Origin of the sequence: Arthrobacter tumbae (genome assembly GCF_016907495.1) — a bacterium.
GTDB classification, from domain to species: Bacteria; Actinomycetota; Actinomycetes; order Actinomycetales; family Micrococcaceae; genus Arthrobacter_D; species Arthrobacter_D tumbae.
The window spans coordinates 2,833,737-2,852,089 of the sequence record NZ_JAFBCC010000001.1 but is presented as its reverse complement, the minus strand read 5'-3'; the positions used below and the strand labels follow the sequence as shown (position 1 = coordinate 2,852,089).

15 protein-coding genes and 1 tRNA gene are annotated in these 18,353 nt (G+C 64.9%); 4 read left to right on the top strand and 12 right to left on the bottom strand.

Annotation, left to right across the window (positions count from 1 at the left end; genetic code table 11):
• Positions 1-85 precede the first annotated feature (85 nt).
• The 3 genes from JOD47_RS13570 to JOD47_RS13560 are packed head-to-tail and all read left to right on the top strand — an operon-like array spanning position 86 to position 1,717.
• The gene (locus tag JOD47_RS13570) at positions 86-940 is read left to right on the top strand and encodes a hypothetical protein (RefSeq protein WP_204534965.1); all 855 of its coding nucleotides are present in this window, start codon (positions 86-88) and stop codon (positions 938-940) included.
• Between the two features lie 58 nt (positions 941-998).
• A complete protein-coding gene (locus tag JOD47_RS13565) occupies positions 999-1,496 on the top strand; it encodes a DUF2505 domain-containing protein (protein WP_204534964.1) in 498 nt (165 codons plus the stop codon).
• On the top strand, positions 1,496-1,717 hold the full coding sequence (locus JOD47_RS13560) for an SCO4848 family membrane protein (protein ID WP_204534963.1): 222 nt from the start codon (positions 1,496-1,498) through the stop codon (positions 1,715-1,717). Before JOD47_RS13565 ends, JOD47_RS13560 begins: the two co-directional genes overlap by 1 nt.
• A 175-nt stretch (positions 1,718-1,892) precedes the next feature.
• On the opposite strand, the gene JOD47_RS13555 is transcribed toward JOD47_RS13560, so the two are convergent.
• Entirely contained in the window at positions 1,893-3,242 is a 1,350-nt protein-coding gene (locus tag JOD47_RS13555) for an APC family permease (protein WP_204534961.1), read from the bottom strand.
• Between the two features lie 247 nt (positions 3,243-3,489).
• Between JOD47_RS13555 and nhaA the strand changes: the two genes are divergently transcribed.
• The gene (nhaA, locus tag JOD47_RS13550; RefSeq protein WP_204534959.1) at positions 3,490-4,836 is read left to right on the top strand and encodes a Na+/H+ antiporter NhaA; all 1,347 of its coding nucleotides are present in this window, start codon (positions 3,490-3,492) and stop codon (positions 4,834-4,836) included.
• Positions 4,837-4,885: 49 nt separating this feature from the next.
• Here nhaA and sufU read toward each other — a convergent pair whose 3' ends face one another.
• The 11 genes from sufU to JOD47_RS13495 form a co-directional block, all read right to left on the bottom strand.
• Positions 4,886-5,362: a Fe-S cluster assembly sulfur transfer protein SufU gene (gene sufU / locus JOD47_RS13545; protein ID WP_204534957.1), complete on the bottom strand. Its 477-nt coding sequence runs from the start codon at positions 5,360-5,362 to the stop codon at positions 4,886-4,888.
• Positions 5,359-6,660 carry a cysteine desulfurase gene (locus JOD47_RS13540; RefSeq protein WP_204534956.1) on the bottom strand — a complete coding sequence of 434 codons (1,302 nt, stop codon included), beginning with the start codon at positions 6,658-6,660 and terminating at the stop codon, positions 5,359-5,361. The genes sufU and JOD47_RS13540 overlap by 4 nt, the downstream gene beginning before the upstream one ends.
• 78 nt (positions 6,661-6,738) lie before the next feature.
• The gene (locus JOD47_RS13535; RefSeq protein ID WP_204534955.1) at positions 6,739-7,437 is read right to left on the bottom strand and encodes a cation efflux transmembrane domain-containing protein; all 699 of its coding nucleotides are present in this window, start codon (positions 7,435-7,437) and stop codon (positions 6,739-6,741) included.
• Positions 7,437-8,333, bottom strand: a complete 897-nt coding sequence (locus JOD47_RS13530) for a F510_1955 family glycosylhydrolase (protein ID WP_307836291.1) — start codon at positions 8,331-8,333, stop codon at positions 7,437-7,439. The genes JOD47_RS13535 and JOD47_RS13530 overlap by 1 nt, the downstream gene beginning before the upstream one ends.
• A 290-nt stretch (positions 8,334-8,623) precedes the next feature.
• Positions 8,624-11,323 carry a LuxR C-terminal-related transcriptional regulator gene (locus tag JOD47_RS13525; RefSeq protein WP_204534954.1) on the bottom strand — a complete coding sequence of 900 codons (2,700 nt, stop codon included), beginning with the start codon at positions 11,321-11,323 and terminating at the stop codon, positions 8,624-8,626.
• 7 nt (positions 11,324-11,330) lie between these two features.
• A complete protein-coding gene (locus JOD47_RS13520; protein ID WP_204534953.1) occupies positions 11,331-13,958 on the bottom strand; it encodes a helix-turn-helix transcriptional regulator in 2,628 nt (875 codons plus the stop codon).
• 349 nt (positions 13,959-14,307) lie between these two features.
• Complete coding sequence (gene pth, locus JOD47_RS13515; protein ID WP_372432819.1) at positions 14,308-14,895, bottom strand: aminoacyl-tRNA hydrolase; 588 nt, start codon at positions 14,893-14,895, stop codon at positions 14,308-14,310.
• A gap of 10 nt (positions 14,896-14,905) precedes the next feature.
• The gene (locus JOD47_RS13510) at positions 14,906-15,550 is read right to left on the bottom strand and encodes a 50S ribosomal protein L25/general stress protein Ctc (protein WP_204534950.1); all 645 of its coding nucleotides are present in this window, start codon (positions 15,548-15,550) and stop codon (positions 14,906-14,908) included.
• 212 nt (positions 15,551-15,762) lie between these two features.
• Positions 15,763-16,743 (bottom strand): ribose-phosphate diphosphokinase, encoded by a 981-nt coding sequence (locus JOD47_RS13505; protein ID WP_204534948.1) that lies wholly within the window; start codon positions 16,741-16,743, stop codon positions 15,763-15,765.
• Positions 16,740-18,221: a bifunctional UDP-N-acetylglucosamine diphosphorylase/glucosamine-1-phosphate N-acetyltransferase GlmU gene (gene glmU / locus JOD47_RS13500; protein ID WP_307836290.1), complete on the bottom strand. Its 1,482-nt coding sequence runs from the start codon at positions 18,219-18,221 to the stop codon at positions 16,740-16,742. The genes JOD47_RS13505 and glmU overlap by 4 nt, the downstream gene beginning before the upstream one ends.
• A gap of 46 nt (positions 18,222-18,267) precedes the next feature.
• A tRNA-Gln gene (locus tag JOD47_RS13495) sits at positions 18,268-18,339 on the bottom strand.
• Positions 18,340-18,353 lie beyond the last annotated feature (14 nt).

Genomic DNA, 18,353 nt, shown 5'->3' with positions numbered 1-18,353 from the left:
GTCGGCGTTAACACTACCGCGCAGCACAGACCGGCGCCCTTTCGAGAAGCGGCGACCGGGTGATCCCTGCTCTAGCGTGAACTCCGTGACCCACTACCTGAAACAGACAAAGACGCAAGCGGCCGCTGCCTTCCAGGAGTTCCTCGATGAGCGCGGTCCCGCGCTGGTCCGTCTGCGCGAGATGCTCGCAGCGGACGGACAGAATCCGGATGCGTTGCTGGACGGGACGGTCGAAAGCCTCGTACCGCTCTGGCAATGGACGCTCAAGCACCTGACCGGTCCGCAGGCGCCCAGTGCAACAGATCCAGCCAGCGTGCCTCGGGATGAGTGGCCGTCCTGGGAGCGTTACACCTGGGAGGAGGAACTAGTTCTCTCCATGGAATCCGTGCGACATATCGACGGGCTGGTGTCCTACCTGGCTCAGGTGGTTCAGCATCACGCGCCTGCGGCTCGCTGGGCCGTGGCCCGGCACAAGGTCAAGCGTTACGCCTTCAACAATCACCCGGTCCTCGTCAGCGAGCACACCGAGAGCAACATTTTCCTTCCGTCGGTTCCTGTGGCGGATGCCCGGGCGGGTCTGAAGGGCATGCGCGAGTTACGCGCGTCCAGGATTGCCGACTACGCACGCGCCGTGATCGCTGATTTGAGTGAAAAGAATGAAGCCGCCGGCGGGCCCATCGATGAGCCGCTCGTCGAGGTTGAGGACCTCGGAAACCATCCCCTCCGCGGGCGTGAGCTCGAGCTGTCAGTACGCGAGGACACCGCCGGCGAGCGTTCCTCCGTAGTGGACCAGCTGGCGGTGGACCTTGGCGCAACGGACGGAATCACCGGCGTCGTCCGCGAGGATCGGGAGGTTCTCCTCATCGCCACGAGCACCTGGACTCCAACGCAACTCCGCGAATGGGCCAGCCGGTACCTCGAGGGCAAGCTCGACGGCTGAACGCCGGTGCTCACATAGGATGTACGGGAAACCCCAACAGACCTACCCCGGAGGATTAGTGGCACTCAGCGCCTCAACCACCCTGCCCTACGACGTCCAGTCGGTAACGGACGTGTTCACCGATGAAGCGTTCCTCAAGCACACCAGTGAGCACGTCGGAGGGGAGCTGCAGTCCCTGACGGTCGACGGCGACACCTCCGCCGCCTTCACCCTCACCGCTGTGCGCACGCTGCCCACCACGCGTCTGCCGGACTTCGCCCGCAAGTTTGTCGGCGAGACCATCACCGTGACGCAGACCGAGGACTGGGCCGCACCGCTGCCCGACGGCTCACGCGAGGCGAAGGTGACCATGAAGATCTCCGGAGCGCCCGTCACGGTCGACGCCGTCCAGCGCCTGGTCGCGGAGGGCACCTCCACCCGCGTGGACGTCGAGGGCAATGTCACCTCCTCCATCCCGTTCATGGGCGCCAAGATTGCCGACGCCGCGGAGCCGTTCATCGGCAAGGCACTGAACGTCCAGGCCACCCAGGCGAAGAGCTGGCTGGAGAACCGCTGATGCAACTCCCCCTCGCGCTGTCGATCGTCCTCGTGGTTGCCGGGCTGTGGACGCTCATCGTCTGGCCGCCGTTCCTTCGCCGGGTGTTCAAAGACCCACGGTCCAAGGACGAGAACGGTGCACCCACGCGGTTCCTGAAGGTTCACTTCATGCTGGTGACCACCTCGATGATCCTTGGCGCTGCAACCCTGGTGATCGGAATCCGCACGCTGGCCGCCTGAGCAACTCGCATGGCACGGGACTGATTTTCTTGCCGTCGACGTCCTCCTCCAGCTCGCCGGCGTGGTGGCCGTCGCATTGGTCACCGGGCTCGGATGGGGACTGAACGTGGCCTTCGGTACTAAACCGAGCTCATCCTGACTGGCGGGTTGCCGGGCTTGGGCGCGGCAAAGCCCGTTATTCGGAGTGGTGTTGGGCGGGGGTTTCCCGCGAAGGTTCACCATCGCGGTTCCTACGGCGGACCACCAGCCACTGTGTCAGGACGATGATCGAAGCCACCACCACGGTGGTGATTCCGGTGAACGGGTCCGACTGTGCTTTGAGGATCGTGAAGGGCACGAGGACGGCGATGTCGAGCACGATCGCAGTCCAGGGGATCCAGGTTTTTGCTTCGACGTCGCTTCTAACGTGCCGGATGATGCCCCAGTGGATGGCGATATCCATGACCAGATAGAGGATGGCGCCGAGGGCAGCGATTTGGGACAGGTCGAAGAAGGCGGCCATGACAATGGCCAACCCCGCAGTGATGAACAGTGATTGGTGCCCCTCCTTCCCCGGTAGGCCAGGGGCCTGGCCCATGTTTCGGAGCATGTCGTAGAGCTTGGAGACCGAGAATAGGCTGGCCACCAGCCCGGAGAGTGTGGCGACGACGGCGATCACCACGGTCAACGTCACACCCCAGGACCCGAACGTCGGCTGGGCCGCCTCGGCGAGGGCGTAATCCCGGGCCTCCACAATCTGCGCGACGGTGAGGCTGCCTGTCACCGCGACGGTGATCAGCAGGTAGAGAACGGTGCATAGCCCGATGGCGATCATGATGGACCGGCCGATGTTGCGTTTGGGGTCGCGCAGATCCGCCCCCTGATTGGTGATGGTGGTGAAGCCTTTATACGCCAGGATGCACAAAGCTACTCCAGCCAGAAAACCAAGCCACCCTGCCTCCGGCGGGGTCCGCTCCGCGGCGGTGAACAACCGTCCCAGGGAGGAGGCCCCGGCGGCTAGGATTCCGGCGACGGCCAGGACTGCGATTCCGATGATCTTGATCGCCGCTGTCACCGTGGCGGAGCGCTCCACCCACCGGTTGCCGACGAGGTTCACCAGCGCTGCGGCCGCAATGGCTACAACGGCCAGTACCGGCACCCACAGCGCGGAGTCCTGCATCCCGAAAGGCCGCAACAGGTAGGTACCGAAGGTGCGGCCCAGCAGGCTTTCGGCCAGAATCATCGACACGTACATGAACAGGGAGAACGAGCCTGCAACCACGCCGGGGCCGTAAGCGGCTTTGAGCAGCATGGCGATCCCGCCGGCGGAGGGGTTGGTAGCGGAGTAGCGGATGTAGGAGTAGGAGCTGAATGCCACGACCACGGCACCGGCGAAGAACGCCCAGGGAACCCAACCACCGGTCAGTTCAGCGACCTGGCCCACGAGGGCGAAGATGCCGGCACCGATCATCACACCGGTGCCCAGCGCTACGGACCCTGTCAGGGATAATTTCTGTTCACTCCTGGATGGGGAATCACCTTCCATGCTCGGTTCCTTTCGTGAAGTCTCGGCCCAGGTCAAGCGTGAGGTCGTTGGTTCCGTGGAGATGGCCACACGTGAATTTGTCACGAACCAACTTACCGGCCCGGACGCTGTCGTCGCATGCAGCGGCTCTGGTCACCGCCTGAGTAACGCGCGTCACCCGCGGAGGGCTCCCCTGCTAGGGTTTTAAAAAATGGTGCGCCGGGAAGTCTGGTCGGCAGTAATTTTTCCTGCCCTGAAGGAGCCGCTCATGTCGAGTTCTCAGCCTCGGAACGTCCTTGGACGGTCCAGTTACCCCGAACATCTCCGGATCGGCGAAATCCTCCGGAAAGAGACCGTCGGCGGCATCCTGCTGATCATCGCGGCGGCACTGGCACTCGTCTGGGCCAACTCGCCCTTCGCGGACAGCTACTTTGCCCTCCGCGACTTCGAGTTCGGCTACGAGCCCTGGCACCTGAAGCTCTCGGTTGGACACTGGGCGGCTGACGGCCTGCTGGCCATCTTCTTCTTCCTGGTGGGCCTTGAGCTCAAGCGCGAATTCGTCGCCGGCGACCTCCGGAACCCTGCGCGCGCCATCGTCCCCGTGGCTGCCGCTGCGGGCGGCGTCATTGTTCCCGCTCTGATCTATGTGGCGGTCAATCTGACTTCGCCGGAAACCATACGGGGCTGGGCCATTCCCACTGCCACGGACATCGCTTTTGCGGTGGCCGTGCTCGCCGTCATCAGCTCACACCTGCCGAGCGCCCTACGCATCTTCCTGCTGACGCTCGCCGTGGTGGATGACCTGATTGCCATCGCCATCATCGCCTTTTTCTACACAGAAGAGGTGGAGTTCACGTTCCTGCTGCTGACGCTGATCCCACTAGCCCTGTTCGCGTTCCTCGCGCAGAAGAACCCCAAGTTTTTCGGGAAGAACACGTCGGCGGCCTGGTTCATCCTCCTGCCGATCGGGTTTGCCACCTGGGCGCTTATGCACGCTTCGGGCGTCCATGCCACAGTGGCCGGCGTGCTGCTCGGCTTCATGGTTCCGGTACTGCGCATCGGCAAGGGCGGCAAGTCCGTGTTGCCCCGGCCAAACAAGCCTGGACTCGCGGAGACCTTCGAGCACCGCTTCCGCCCGCTCTCCGCAGGCATCGCCGTGCCGGTTTTTGCGTTCTTCTCCGCGGGAGTGGCAATCGGCGGAGTCGAGGGACTCATCTCGGCATTTTCGGATCCGGTGACCGTAGGCATTGTGCTGGGCCTGGTGCTCGGCAAGCCCATTGGCATCCTGCTGACCACGTGGACGATCACCAAGACCACCAAGGCAACCCTGGACCCCGATTTGAAATGGGTCGACCTGCTCGGCGTCGGCCTCCTGGCGGGTGTCGGCTTCACGGTCTCCCTGCTCGTCAATGACCTGAGCTTCGAACAGGGCAGCGAACACAACGACCATGCCAAGGTGGCTATCCTCGTCGCGTCGCTGCTCGCCGCGCTGCTCGCTACCGTTCTCCTGCGCTCCCGCAACAAGCGCTACCGCAGGATCGAAGAGGCGGAAAAGGTGGACGCCGACGACGACGGGATCCCCGATCTCTTCGAAGACAACCCTCCGCGCCGCTAACGCGATACCGCCGCTGACGTCGGTGCGCCGCTGACCCGCTGCAGGGCGGTCAGGAGTTGGCGGCGAGCACCGCTTCCTCCAGCGCCACCCACGCGAGCATGGCGCACTTCACGCGCGCCGGAAAGCGGGAGACGCCGGCAAACGCGGCCGCATCCCCCAGCACCTCCTCGTCCGGCACGATGGTCCCGCGCGAGCGCATGAGCTCACGGAAGCGGTCGAGCTGCTCCATCATGTCGTCCCGGGTTTCTCCGCTGACCAGTTCGGTGAGGACCGACGCGGAGGCCATGGAGATGGCGCAGCCCGCTCCCTCCCACGCCACCCGCTCGATGCGGGAGTCGGCAACCCACACCCGGAGCGTCAGCTCGTCACCACAGACGGGGTTGAGCTGGTGCGATGCGGCGGTTGCCAGGGAGCCGGTTGCGGAGGAGGCAGCGCCCGACGCCGGATCCGTTGTTCCCTGCCCCACCCGCCGTTTGGCGTGGTCAAGGATGATCTGCTGGTAGAGGCTCTCGAGCTCGCTGCTCATGCTGATGCTCCGAAGAACGAACGGACCTCGGCGACGGCTGTGAGGAACGCGTCCACCTCGTCCGTGGTGTTGTACAGGTAGGTGCTGGCCCGGGTCGACGCCGTCAGCCCCAGCCGCCGGTGCAGCGGCTGCGCGCAGTGATGACCAACCCGCACCGCGATGCCGCGGGAATCGAGGTACTGGCCCACGTCGTGGGCGTGGACGCCGTCGACGTCGAACGCCGCCAGCCCGATCCGCGGCTGACCCGACCGCGGACCGAGCACCCGGATTCCGTCGATCGCCTCGAGGCCCACCACCAGCCGCTCCCCCAGCAGGCGTTCCCATTCCTCGATCCGGTCCATGCCCGTCTCGGCAAGGTAGTTCACCGCCGAGCCCAGTGCCACGGCCTGCGAGATCCGCTGGGTACCGGCTTCGAACCGGGTCGGCGGCGGAAGGTACTCGGCGCGCTCCATGGTGACGGTGGTGATCATCGAGCCGCCCGTGAGGAACGGCGGCATCGCGTGCAGGTGTTTCGCCCTGCCGTACAGCGCGCCGATCCCCGTGGGACCGAGCATCTTGTGGCCCGAAAACGCAACGAAGTCCACATCGAGTGCGGCAACGTCGAGCGGCAGGTGCGGCACCGACTGGCACGCATCAAGGACCGTCAGGGCACCGACGCCGCGGGCAAGGGAGACCAGCTCCGCTACCGGGTTGATGGTGCCCAGCACGTTGGACACATGCGTGAACGCGAGCAGCTTGGTGCTGCCGTCGATCACCGAGGCGGCCTCCTCCAGGCGGAGGGCGCCGTCGTCGTCGACTGGAATGTAGCGCAGGGTAGCGCCGGTGCGCGCGGCAAGTTCCTGCCACGGGATCAGGTTCGCGTGGTGTTCCATCTCGGTGACCACGATGGAGTCGCCCGGACCGAGCGCGTATGGGCGTGCGGCGTCGCCGCCGAGTCCCAGCGAGGCGTTGGACAGGCTATAGGCAACGAGGTTCAGGGCTTCCGTGGCGTTGGAGGTGAAGACGATCTCGTCGGGTGAGGCACCGATGAAGGACGCGACGGTGGTGCGGGCGAACTCGTAGGCGTCGGTCGCCTCCACCGCGAGGGAGTGGGCGCCGCGGTGCACGGCTGCGTTGCGCTGTTCGTAGTACTCCTGCTCGGCCTCCATCACGCTGATCGGATTCTGGGAGGTTGCTCCGGAATCGAGGTAGATCAGCGGCCGGCCGTTCAGCTCGTTGGCCAGCAGCGGGAAGTCATTGCGGATGCGGCCCACTTCCTCATCCGAGAGTGGATGGGATGGAGCTGACAGGATGGGCATGGAACTCCCTCGACGGCGAATGTGCGCTATCCAGTCTACTGCCGTCGCCGCGTTTGGAACCGGCGGGAAGTTGAACCGTCAGGAGGAGCAGCAGGAGCAGTCGGAGCCATCACAGGCGGCACCGGCGGCGTCGTCACGGTGATCCGCGAGCGGGTTCGCGCAGCACGCGTCGCCCTTCCACGCTTCGCGCCCTTCCTTGATTGCCCAGCCGGCGATCACCAGTGCGGCAATCGGGTCAGCCCACGCCCAGCCGAAGAGGCTGTTGAGCAGCAGCCCTGCCAGCAGGACCCCGGAGAGGTAGGAACAGAGCAGGGTCTGCTTCGAGTCGGCCACGGCGGACCGCGAGCCCAGCTCGCGCCCGGCACGCCGCTGCAGGTAGGACAACAGCGGCATGACCGCCAAGCTCACCGCGGCCAGCACGATGCCCACGGTCGAATGCTCGGCCTCGGCGCCGATGACGAGCGCGCGGACCGCGTCGATCCCGACAAACAGGGCCAGACCAAAGAAGGAGAATGCGATGAACCGCAGCGCCGTCTTCTCGCGCCGCTCAGGATCAGGGGCGGAGAACTGCCAGGCCACGGCCGCCGCGGACGTCACCTCGATGATCGAGTCAAGACCGAACGCGATCAGCGCGCTTGAGGACGCGACAGTGCCGGCGGTGATCGCCACGACGGCTTCGATGATGTTGTAGCTGATCGTCGCAGCGACGAAAAACCGGATGCGCCGCGAAAGCACAGCCCGCCGGTCCGCGGACGGCGAAGTCCTGTTGAGGCTCATCAGCGGCTCGACCTGAGGGACGTGAAGGTCTGTCCGTTGTCATTGGACACCTGCACGCTATCGTGGGTTGCTACCCAGATGCGCTGGGTCGAGTCGTCGATGACCTGCGTGGCAATGGCTGACGCCTCGCCGTCAACGCTCCCCTGCACAACCCAGCTCACCCCGCCGTCGCTACTGGTGTAAATCACACCGTCGGGCGAGATTCCGGCCGCCTTCTCCTCGGACAGGGCCGTGAACACCAGCAGAGGGGCATCACCAACAGTGACCCACGTTGCGCCGCCGTCTGCGGAACGCTGCAGGCCGTCCTCCGTGGTGGCGAGGACAATACTGTCCCTCGGCGATCCCGCGAGGTGGTGAACGGGGAACTGGTCCACCGCGGCTTGCCAGTCAGTGCCGTCGCCGGTGACCTGGAGTTCGCCATCAAACCCGACGATTCCGCCGTCGGTAGCGGCGAGCGCATGGAAGTCGGATTCACCCTGCAGGGACAACGGCTGCCACGTGCGGCCACCATCAGTCGATCGGATCAAACCCACAGGGTCCGGCAGGCCAGAGCCCGGGCCGGGATGTCCGGACGCATAGAACTCATCTGGAGCCGCAGCGGTAAAACCCATCAGGTCAATAGTGGGCCCAATCTGAGCCGCTGGCGATGCGGAGACATCGAACAATCCGTCGTGAGTGGCCAGGAGCACCCGGTTGGTGCCCGGATCCACGCTCATCCCGTGGATGTGCGCGGACGGATAGTCCGGCGCACCGGCAGGCGCACTCTCAGCCGGGCCGGCAGAAGCACAGCCGGTCAGTGCAAGCAGTACGACGGCGATGGCAGCCGATCCCGATGCCCGCCGCGAGCGCGGCGCGGGTGAGTGGGAGAAACGCGAGGAAAAGAAGGGGCGAGACACTGGAACATTCCTTGGAACGGGAGATGCTGATGAGGTAGCCCGGCACGAAACCCGGCCCTATCGATGCTACCCACCGCCCCGCCCTGCGAGGAAACCCGCACGGCCGGTGAAACACTCACGCGCTGCCGGCCCCCAAACCGCGTAGAAGGAGCCGACGACGGCTGGGGACGAGCCTTAGTCTGGGGAAGGCTACGACGTCGCCGGCTCCACTCATAACTCTAGGAAAACTACCCACTCCAGACACGAGTAGTAGGTACCCGCTTTTCCCCTCCGCGTAGTGCGTAGGGTACTCAGCCGGTACTCGCTGGATCCGCTCCCGGCAGCTCGTCGCGGCGGGTGATGCCGAGCTTCGCGAAGATGCGGTAGAGGTGGCCTTCAACGGTGCGGACGGACACGCCCTGGGCTTCGGCAATGTCCCGGTTGGAGTAGCCCTGGCCGGCCAGCCGTGCGATGTCCAGTTCACGCTGGGTGAGCTTCGAGGTGGAGCGCACGGCCTCGAACTGCGGGCTCTGCAGCCCTTCGAGCTGTCCGATGATCGTATTGAGCTTCTGCTGCACTGTCCGCGACTTGTGCTCTTCCCCGCGCAGCGAGAGGTACCGCACGGCCTTGCCCAGGCACTCGGCGGCCACCAGCAGGTAGCCGGAGGACTGGGCGAGGTCCGCGGCGTCGATGAGCGCGTTCGGATCCTTCTGGACTGCCGCTTTCGCCATCGCCGTCATCACGGCGCCTTCCGGCCCCTCGAAGGACTCCGTGAGCTGGGCCATCGGCTCGAAGCAGCGCTCATCCCCCAGCCGGCCGGCCAGTTCATAGCCGACGACGGCCAGTACGGTCATGCCGTCAGCGGCCGCCCGCTTCGCCAGCACGAGCAGTTCCTCGATGCTCCGGGCGGCGCCCTGAAACAGTGCGTTGGCCGCGACCACGTGCACTTTGCCGAGGAGCTGCGCCTGCCGAGTGCCGATGATCGCACCCGATTCAAACTCCGCGGCATACACCTTGGCGCGGGTGGTGTCCCCCACCATGGTGCACGCGAATGCCGCGAGCCCCAGCGCCATCGGCATGAGCTGGTTGGAGTCGGACTCGCGCAGGCCTTCCACACCGAGGATCAGTGCGGTACGGGCGCTTCCCATCAGGCCTTTGCGGAGCGCAATGAGTCCCTCGGACAGCTCCGTGATGCCGGTGAAGGAAGAGGGCCCGCTGGCTTTGCTGCGCACCAGGGTGTCCAACAGCTCCTCAATCTCATCCCAGAGCCCGGCATGGGCCATCGACACAAAATGGCGGGTGATCACAAATTCCGAGTGACCCATGAACTTGGTTCCGTGTGCCGCGATGATCTGCAGCGCCTCATTCGTAGCCTGGGTGCCCTCGATCGCCCTGCCGATGGAGCCGAGAGCCTCCCCGAGCAGGCTGAGCGCGGCAAGCCGAACCTCGTCCGTGCAGTACTGGTCCGAGAGGACCTCCCGGAGGATCTGCTCGGACTCCCGGAACTTGCCCTCGTAATTCAGGGCGAAGCTCTCTAGAATCCGGTGGCCGTTGGCCGATACACCCAGACCGACTCTCACCAGCGGATCATCCGGCGTCCCCGTTGCGGACGTGATCCGGTCAGTGATGCGTTTCCAGCGCGCACCATCATCCCGGATTTTCTCCGGTGCGTTGGGACTATGCACCCGAAGCGCCACGGACAGCAGCGACGCCTCCTTGGCCAGGGTGAAGCTCTCGCACTGGTCGAGCACCTCGTCGACAATCTCGCGCGCGTATGGAAGGTTCCCCCGGGTGATCTGCGCGCGTGCGATCTCGACGAGCGCGTTGCCGCGAAGCTTCGGTTCATGCACAGCCCGGGCGGCGCGCAGGGCAAACTCGGCGTTATGGAGACGGTTGGCCACCACCGCCGCCCGCAGCAGCGTCGTGTCATCAGGCGGCAGCCCGCAGTCCAGTCCCCACGCCACGAAGCGCAGGAAGCCCTCAGCCGTACTCGAGTCCTGGTCCAGGATGTCCAGCACCTTCCGGCGGATGGTCAGACTCCGCCCCGCGGGCACGTCCTGGCGGATGACCTCACCGTAGAGCGGGTGGCTGAGGCTGACGAGCCGGTCCCTGCCCCCTTCCACGGCAATGAGTCCGTCCTCCTGCAGCGCACCCACAGCCGGCCGGTCCGTGCAGTGAACCAGGGCCTCCAGCGGCATGGGTTCTGCGAGCGCCAGCGTCTCCAGCACGGACATCTCTTCCGGCGTCCGCCGCCGGAAGCGGACCTTGATGAGGTCCACGAGGCTGACGTCCAGCGGCGGCGCCGCACCAACCAGCCGCCACACCTTGTTGCGCACACCCAGATAGCCGGAACGTTTGCCCTGGCGCAGCAGTGCCAGCAGGAACATGGGGTTCCCGCCGGACGATTGCGCGAGGGTGGAGCTGACACTGGTCAGCACATCACCGCCGAGTTCACGGCGGCAGAGCTCGTGCACCTCCGAGGCACCGAGCGGCCTCACCTCGTATCGGCGCAGCAGTCCGTCCTGATGCAGGGAGCCAAATTCCGACGATGGATTGGGCGCCGTCCGTGCCAGTGCCAGCACGCGTGCCCGCCTGCCCGCAATGAGCTGGGAGAGCAGCACGCTGGTGTTGTCGTCTAGTTCGTGGGAATCGTCCACGAGGAACAGGGGCATCTTCTTCGTCTGGCCGGTACTGCTGGATTCCAGGTGTGCCATGATGCTGCGGTACACGGCCACGGAGGAGCCGACGTCGTTGATGGACAGCGAGTGCAGGTACGGCGAGAGCGCTCCGAACGGCACTTTCCGCAGCGAGGGGCTGGCGGAGATGGGAAGCACGGCCACGTTGCCGTTCAGCTCCCTTGCAACAGTCCGGGCCAGCGCGGTCTTTCCCACACCGGCCTCACCGATGAGGAGGGCTCCGAGGTACTGGGATCCGGACAGTACCCCCGTGATTTCTTCAATCAGGTCGTCGCGGCCGATCAGATCCCGGCCGCCGTCAGCGTGTTCCCCCATAGGCCGGCTATTCCAGGAGCAGAGCCAGCTGGCTACGCGATGACACCCCGAGTTTCGAGTAGAGCCGATAGACGTGGCCTTCAATGGTCCGCACGGAAACGCACATGACTTGAGCTATATCACGGTTGGTGCGCCCCTGCGCCACCAGCACGGCAATACTACGTTCGCGGTCAGTGAGGGATTCCAGTGCACCGCGCCGTCCGGCGACCCCCGGGGCGCCGACGTCGCGCAGCACTTTGCCGGCTCCGGCCACGGTGACCTGGTCGCCGCTCTCCTGGGCGAGCTCGGCTGCCAGCCGAGCTGCATCCGCGGCCAGGCGGCAGTTCCCGAGCTCCGATGCCTTCTGTGCTGCAAGCAGCAGCTGGTGGGTGTCCTTCGAGGCGATCCCCTTCCCATATAGTGCGCAGACTTCCGCGAACGGTCCCTGCGAGGCCAGTGCGGAGGACACCAGCCTGTCGGCTACCGAGTCGAGGCCCAGCTGGATGCTCTGGCACAGGAACAGGAGCTCGTGGCCATGATTACCCAGTGCGCGGTCTTCATCGGCGAGCTGCAGCATCCGCTCGGCCACCTCGTCCGGCGCCCGCGTTGCGGTTGTGGCCAGCGTCGCGAAGTAGTCGGCGGCGCGTGAGGTGTGCCAGGACAACCGCTCCGGCCGGTGATCCGCCCGTTCCAGGTGTTCCAGGGAGGCACGGGCCTCGCCCACCAGCGCGTACGCGTAGGCGGTGATCGCCTCCGCCACCGGAAGTGTGTGCTGCCTGTCGTGGACCCGCATCTGGCTGAGTGCGGGAAGCAGCTTGTCGAGGGCTTCGGAACCACGGCCCGCGTACGCGAGCAGGCAGCCTTCGGCGAACTCTGAAGCGGACCCGTCATAGGCGCTTTCCTTGCCGTGGTGAGCAGGCGAGGCGGCCATCTCGATGCACTCGCTCCAGCGTCCGGAGATCACGAAGAGCTTGAAGACGCGCCCCATGGCGGCTTCCTGCAGCAGTGAGTCCGTGCTGGTGTCCATCAGCCGGGCCATGATCGTGGAGGCGAGCCGGACGGCGTCGTCCTGGCGTCCGGTCATGGCCAACGCCTCAGCCAGCCATCCCAGCAGGGCGGGGTTATGCTGTTCGGCCGAGTGGTCGGTGAGCATGTAACCGAAGCTCTCCAGCAGTTCCGCATAACGGCCGCTGTAGCCGGCGAGCTCGGCTGCCAGTTCGTCGGTTTCCCAGACGAGGTCATTCAGATCCGTGGTGGCCGCCTCCACGGCGAGCCGCTGCCGGACCTCCTCGAGGAGTGGTTCGGCCTCCGCGTACCGGATGGGGCTTTTCATGAGCAGGCGGCACTGGAGCAGCTTGATGTCCAGCCAGTCTTCGAACTCGGGCTCGGCGTGCGTCTGCAGGAACTGGTCGAGGATGGAGAGACCGCCGGCAATGTCAGCTTCCACCCCCATCGCCTTCGCTTCCTCAATCACCGCCTGCGGCAGTGCCGAGTAGTTGGGGATAGCGTGGATGAAGCGCAGGGCGCGTTCACCCTGGCGGTGCCGGTTTGCGAGACCAGCGGCGTTGATGAGGTTTTCGGCGGGGATGTCTGCGCCGGATTCGATACACCACGAGGCAAAGGTCATGCGGGCGAGGGCGGGAATGTCCCACTCCCGGGCTTCGACCGCCAGGGCACGCATCAGCTCGCGGCCGCGGCCCAGCGGGACTTGGGTTCGAACCACCTCGCTGACGAGCCCGTTGGCAATCCGCGCCAGCGGGACCTCCCGCTGCTCGATGTGGATGATCCGTTTGGTCTGCAACTCGTCCACGGCTGACGAGGGAACAAAGCGGAGCAGCAGGTCCAGCGGGATCGCTCCCACCACGGAGACCAGTTCAAGCGCCTCGCGTTCCTCCGGCGGCAAGCGGCGCAGGCGGACCATGATCCAGTCCGTCATTGACCGCCGCGTCTTGGGTGCGGAGAGCGGCTTGGCCACCCACACGCCGTCGCGCTCCAGCATTTCGCCGGAGTCCACCTGCTCGCGGGTGAGCGCCTGGAGGAAGAGCGGGTTTCCGCCGGTGATGTGCCACATGCTCGCGGCAGCGGACCGGGACACCGGTGCGTCGAGGGCGGCTGAGAGCAGCCGGGTGGTGGACGCCAGATCCAGCGGCGCGATGTCGATCCGCCGCAGCGCCCCGTCCTTCCAGAGGTCGCAGAACTCATCCGGCGAGGCGTCAATGGACTGGCAGATGGCAATGAGTTTGACCGCGTCCACGCGCACCAGGTGCGCCAACGCCATGGCGGAGGATGAGTCGAGTTCCTCTAGGTTGTCAGCGAGGATGAGGGTCTGGCGGCCGTCGTCGCGCCGTGCGTAGAGTTCCTGCAGTCCGCGCAGCAGCATCAGGGGATTGTCCACGATCGCGTCGTCGAGATCGCTGAGGACAAAGCTGAGGGCCCCGTAGGGCATTTTGGATGCGAGTGCTGAGCCACGGACGTATACGAGTTCAAACGAGTCATCGAGCTGGCGTGCCATGCGCTGCGCCAGCGCGGTCTTGCCCACTCCGGATGGGCCGGTGATGATCACTCCACGGCAGCTGTTGTCCAGGAGGGCGTCGCGGACGTCCTCCAGTTCCGCATCACGCCCAACCAGGGGCCACTCGCCGTGGACGTTCAGCATCGCCGGGTCCCGGCGCTCCGGATCGTCCGGCCTGGTGGCCGCACGGGATCGCTCTGCGATGCCGACAGATCTTTGTCAGCATCGGGCATTTCTAGTTCATTCATTAAGTCCGCCCCAACACGTCATGCGCTAGGCCAATAGACTACGCCCGATCACCGGAAGCCGCACCCACTATTTCCTTGATAATTCAACTTGCGTGATAAACGGTCAGATAGTTCAAGCGGGCACAAAAAAGGGACCGACGTTGGGATGGGGGTGGCCCAGTCTCAGAGGCCGCCCAACGTCGGCCCCCGATTTTGGGGCCATCAGGCCGTGCAGTCCTGTTCGGAACTGCTGATCCAGTTTACCGCTACTTACCGGCAGAATGAAATTTTTGCTGGGCCGGCATGAGCCCGTCCAGTACAACGCTTTCGACGGCGTCAGCCGCCTCCTCCAGCAGGATCGGAAGGTCCTTTTTTTCGGTGGAGCTGAAGTCGCGGAGCACGTAGTCCGCGGCTTCCTGCCGGCCCGGAGGACGGCCCACGCCCACGCGGATCCGCAGGTAGTCCTTGGTGCCGAGGGCCTTGCTCATGTCCCGCAGGCCGTTGTGGCCGCCCTCTCCCCCACCGATCTTGAGCTTGATCGTGTTGAAGGGGATGTCGATCTCATCATGGACCGCCACCACGTGGTCCGGCTCGATCCCGTAGAACTTCGCCAGCTGCGAAACCGGCCCGCCGGTGAGGTTCATGTAGGTGAGCGGCTTGGCAAGGACCAGCTTCGGCCCGCCAATTCCCAGCCGGCCCTCGAGTACGACGGCGCGTGCCTTGGAGGTGCCGAACTTGCCACCCAGCCGCGCACCCAGCACGTCGAGGACCATCTGGCCCACATTGTGCCGGTTGCCGGAATAGCCGGGCCCGGGATTCCCGAGCCCGGCTATCAGCCAGGTGTTGTCAGACACTGTTGAGTGCTTAGGACTCTTCGGTGGCCTGAACCACATCGCCGGTGGCCTCGCCTGCGGTGGCTGCGCCGCCGTCGGAGTCAACGCCGGTCTCGGTTGCGGTCTCGCCCAGGTCTTCAACAACCGGCGAGGAAACGTTGATGATCAGCGTCTCTCCATCGGTCAGGAGGGTTACACCCTTGGGGAGGCGGATGTCCGAGCCGTAGACGTGGTCGCCCACGCCGTGGCCGTCGAGGTTCACGGTCAGGGACTCGGGCAGGTGGGTTGCCTCGGCCTCGACGGTGACGGTGGTCTGCTCGAGGTTGGTGACGACGCCCGGCTTGGGCTCGCCCTCAACGTGGATGTTGACCTCAACCTGGACCTTTTCGCCGCGGCGGACGGTCAGCAGGTCGAGGTGCTCGACGATGCGCTTGAGGGTGTTGCGCTGAACGTCCTTGGCGAGGGCCAGGTGCGATTCGCCGTCAACGTCGATGCTGAGCAGGGCGTTGGCGTGGCGGACTGCCAGGGTGGTTGCCTTGGCGGGCAGCAGCACGTGGATGGGGTCTGCGCCGTGGCCGTAGATGACGGCGGGAATCTTGTTGGCGCGGCGTGCCTGGCGGGCAGCGCCCTTACCGAAATCGGTGCGCAGTTCTGCGACGAGCTTCTGCTCGGACATGATGTCTCCTGAGTGTTTATGGTCTTCTGGGCGTACCGTGCGATGAGTTGACGAAAGCCCAGGACCATCCGTGCGCAACGAACGCGCATTCAGGAAAGCCGCTAGCCACCGTCGATCACGGAGAGGATTCTGGAATTACCAGCCTCTCCCTCGCCTAGGCATCGCAGACCAGCTTACCGCATGCAGGGTTCGCTTAGGACGCGAGCCGCGGCTCAGGTATTGCCGTCGAAGAGGCTCGTCACGGAACCATCATCGAAAACCTCGCGGATAGCCCGCGCAATAAGTGGCGCAATCGACAACACTGTCAGCTGCGGGAAGCGCTTCTCCGGGCCGATCGGAAGGGTGTTGGTCACGACTACTTCCCGTGCACCGGATTCTGCAAGGCGACGTGCGGCCGGGTCTGAAAAGACCGCGTGCGTCGCCGCAATGATGACGTCTTTTGCGCCAGCATTCTTCAGCACCGCAACGGCTCCGGAGATGGTTCCGCCGGTGTCTATCATGTCGTCGATGAGCACGCAGGTGCGGCCTTCAACCTGACCCACCACGGTTTTTGATATCGCCTGGTTAGGGACAGTCAGATCGCGGCTCTTGTGAACGAATGCAAGCGGTGCTCCCCCAAGCCGTTCAGCCCATTGCTCGGCTACGCGCACGCGTCCGGTGTCCGGGGATACGACAGTTATGTTATCGGCATCAACGCGGCCTCTGATGTAGTCCGCCAGCAGCGGGATCGCCATGAGATGGTCGACTGGACCGTCGAAGAAACCCTGAATCTGAGCGGTGTGCAGGTCTACCGACATCAGCCGGTCTGCGCCGGCTGTCCGGTACAGATCAGCGACCAGGCGTGCCGAGATGGGTTCGCGCCCGCGGCCTTTTTTGTCCTGGCGGGCGTAGGGGTAGAACGGGGAGACCACCGTGATGCGCTTGGCCGAGGCGCGCTTGAGCGAGTCCACCATAATCAGCTGCTCCATGAGCCAGTTGTTCAGCGGCGCAGGGTGAGCCTGGATGACGAAAACGTCTGTGCCGCGAACGCTCTCCCCCGACCGCACATAGATCTCGCCGTTCGCGAAATCATAGGCGGAGATGGGCAGGAGTTCCGTGTCCAGAACCCGCGCGATCTCCTCGGCCAGTTCCGGGTGCGCCCTGCCCGATGCGAGGACCAGCTTCTTTTCGCCGCGTGCCGTGATCTCGCTCATGAAGGATCGCTTTCTTCCGTTGATGTAGTCGTTGATGAGGAAGCTATGGCGGCAGCGGTGCCGGCGCGATTTGTTTCGACCCAACCGCCCAGATTCCGCTGGGCAGCGGCGACGATGGCCAAGGCGCCGGCGGGGACATCCTTGCGCACGACGGCGCCCGCGCCCGTGTAGGCGCCGTCACCAATGGATACGGGGGCGACAAAAACGGTGTTGGATCCAGTTCGCACTTCGCTGCCAATAACCGTTCTGTGCTTGTTTACACCGTCATAGTTAGCGGTGATGTTTCCGCAGCCAATGTTGGTGTTTTCGCCAATCTCCGCATCGCCGGCATAGCCAAGGTGGGAGAGCTTGGAACCGCGGCCGATCGTAACGTTCTTGGTCTCGTAGAAGGCGCCGATCTTGCCTGACTCCCCCAGCACAGTGCCTGGACGCAGGTAGGTGAAGGGTCCCACCGATGCTCCGGGGCCGATGCGTGCACCGCTGCCGTGCGTGCGAATGACCTTTGCGCCCTCTTCGATTACGACGTCAGTGAGGGTGCAATCCGGGCCAACGACGGCGTCGCGAGCGACCTGAGTTGCTCCGTGAAGCTGCGTTCCCGGGAGGATGGTGACGTCCTCGTCGAGCTGGACATCGACATCGATCCAGGTGCTGGTCGGGTCCACGATGGTCACGCCTGCTCGCATCCACCGCTCGAGCGTGCGCCGGTTGAGTTCAGCACCGAGTGCTGAGAGCTGCACGCGATCGTTTGCCCCCTCAACCTGCCAGCGGTCAACTGAGACGACTGCGGCTACACGACCGCCTGCCTTCCGCGCGATCGACGGCACATCCGTCAGATACATCTCACCCTGAGCGTTGTTCGAGTCAACGCTAGTGAGGCTCTTCCGGAGCACTGAGGCGTCAAATGCGTAGATCCCGGAGTTGATTTCCCTGATGGTGCGCTGCTCTTCGGTGGCGTCCTTATGTTCCACGATGCCGGTGACGGTGCCGTCTTCAGCCCGAACAACGCGTCCGTACCCGGCGGCGTCGTCGAGGACTGCCGTAAGGATGGTTACTGCGTTGGCTTCCTTTTCGTGTGTTCGCACGAGCTCCTGCAGTGTTGCGGTGTCGAGCAAAGGGACGTCGCCGTAGGTGACAACGACGGTCCCCTCGACGTTCGAATGGCCATCCAGCGCGTCAAGTGCCACCTGCACGGCACGTCCCGTTCCAGGAGTGTCGTCCTGGTCCACAATAAGGGCGCCTGCATCGAGCTCGGCGATGTGCGCGGCAACCCGGTCTCGCTCGTGGCGCACGACCACCGCCATCTCCCGAGGTGAGAGACCACGGGCCGCGGCGAGAGCGTGTCCAACCATTGAAGTGCCACCGATGCGGTGGAGGATTTTGGGGGTCCGGGACTTCATTCGGGTCCCGGCTCCGGCTGCCAGAACTATCACTGCTGCAGGCGCTACATCCACCTGGTTGGACTGGTTCTCGTGGCTCACGAAAGGGGCCGCTCCTTGCCTGTTTCTGACGCCTGCTGGCCTGCCGTTCCGCCCATAGGATTCGAACCTATACTCCACAGCTCCAAAGGCTGGGGTGCTGCCATTACACCAGGGCGGACCGCGTGTGACCGG

Excerpts from the sequence above, each read along its gene's own strand:
- JOD47_RS13560 (WP_204534963.1), top strand. The coding sequence starts at position 1,496 with ATGCAACTCCCCCTCGCGCTGTCGATCGTCCTCGTGGTTGCCGGGCTG.
- JOD47_RS13555 (WP_204534961.1), bottom strand. The coding sequence starts at position 3,242 with ATGGAAGGTGATTCCCCATCCAGGAGTGAACAGAAATTATCCCTGACA.
- nhaA (WP_204534959.1), top strand. The coding sequence starts at position 3,490 with ATGTCGAGTTCTCAGCCTCGGAACGTCCTTGGACGGTCCAGTTACCCC.
- sufU (WP_204534957.1), bottom strand. The coding sequence starts at position 5,362 with ATGAGCAGCGAGCTCGAGAGCCTCTACCAGCAGATCATCCTTGACCAC.
- JOD47_RS13540 (WP_204534956.1), bottom strand. The coding sequence starts at position 6,660 with ATGCCCATCCTGTCAGCTCCATCCCATCCACTCTCGGATGAGGAAGTG.
- JOD47_RS13535 (WP_204534955.1), bottom strand. The coding sequence starts at position 7,437 with ATGAGCCTCAACAGGACTTCGCCGTCCGCGGACCGGCGGGCTGTGCTT.
- JOD47_RS13525 (WP_204534954.1), bottom strand. The coding sequence starts at position 11,323 with ATGGGGGAACACGCTGACGGCGGCCGGGATCTGATCGGCCGCGACGAC.
- JOD47_RS13520 (WP_204534953.1), bottom strand. The coding sequence starts at position 13,958 with ATGCTGAACGTCCACGGCGAGTGGCCCCTGGTTGGGCGTGATGCGGAA.
- JOD47_RS13510 (WP_204534950.1), bottom strand. The coding sequence starts at position 15,550 with ATGTCCGAGCAGAAGCTCGTCGCAGAACTGCGCACCGATTTCGGTAAG.
- JOD47_RS13505 (WP_204534948.1), bottom strand. The coding sequence starts at position 16,743 with ATGAGCGAGATCACGGCACGCGGCGAAAAGAAGCTGGTCCTCGCATCG.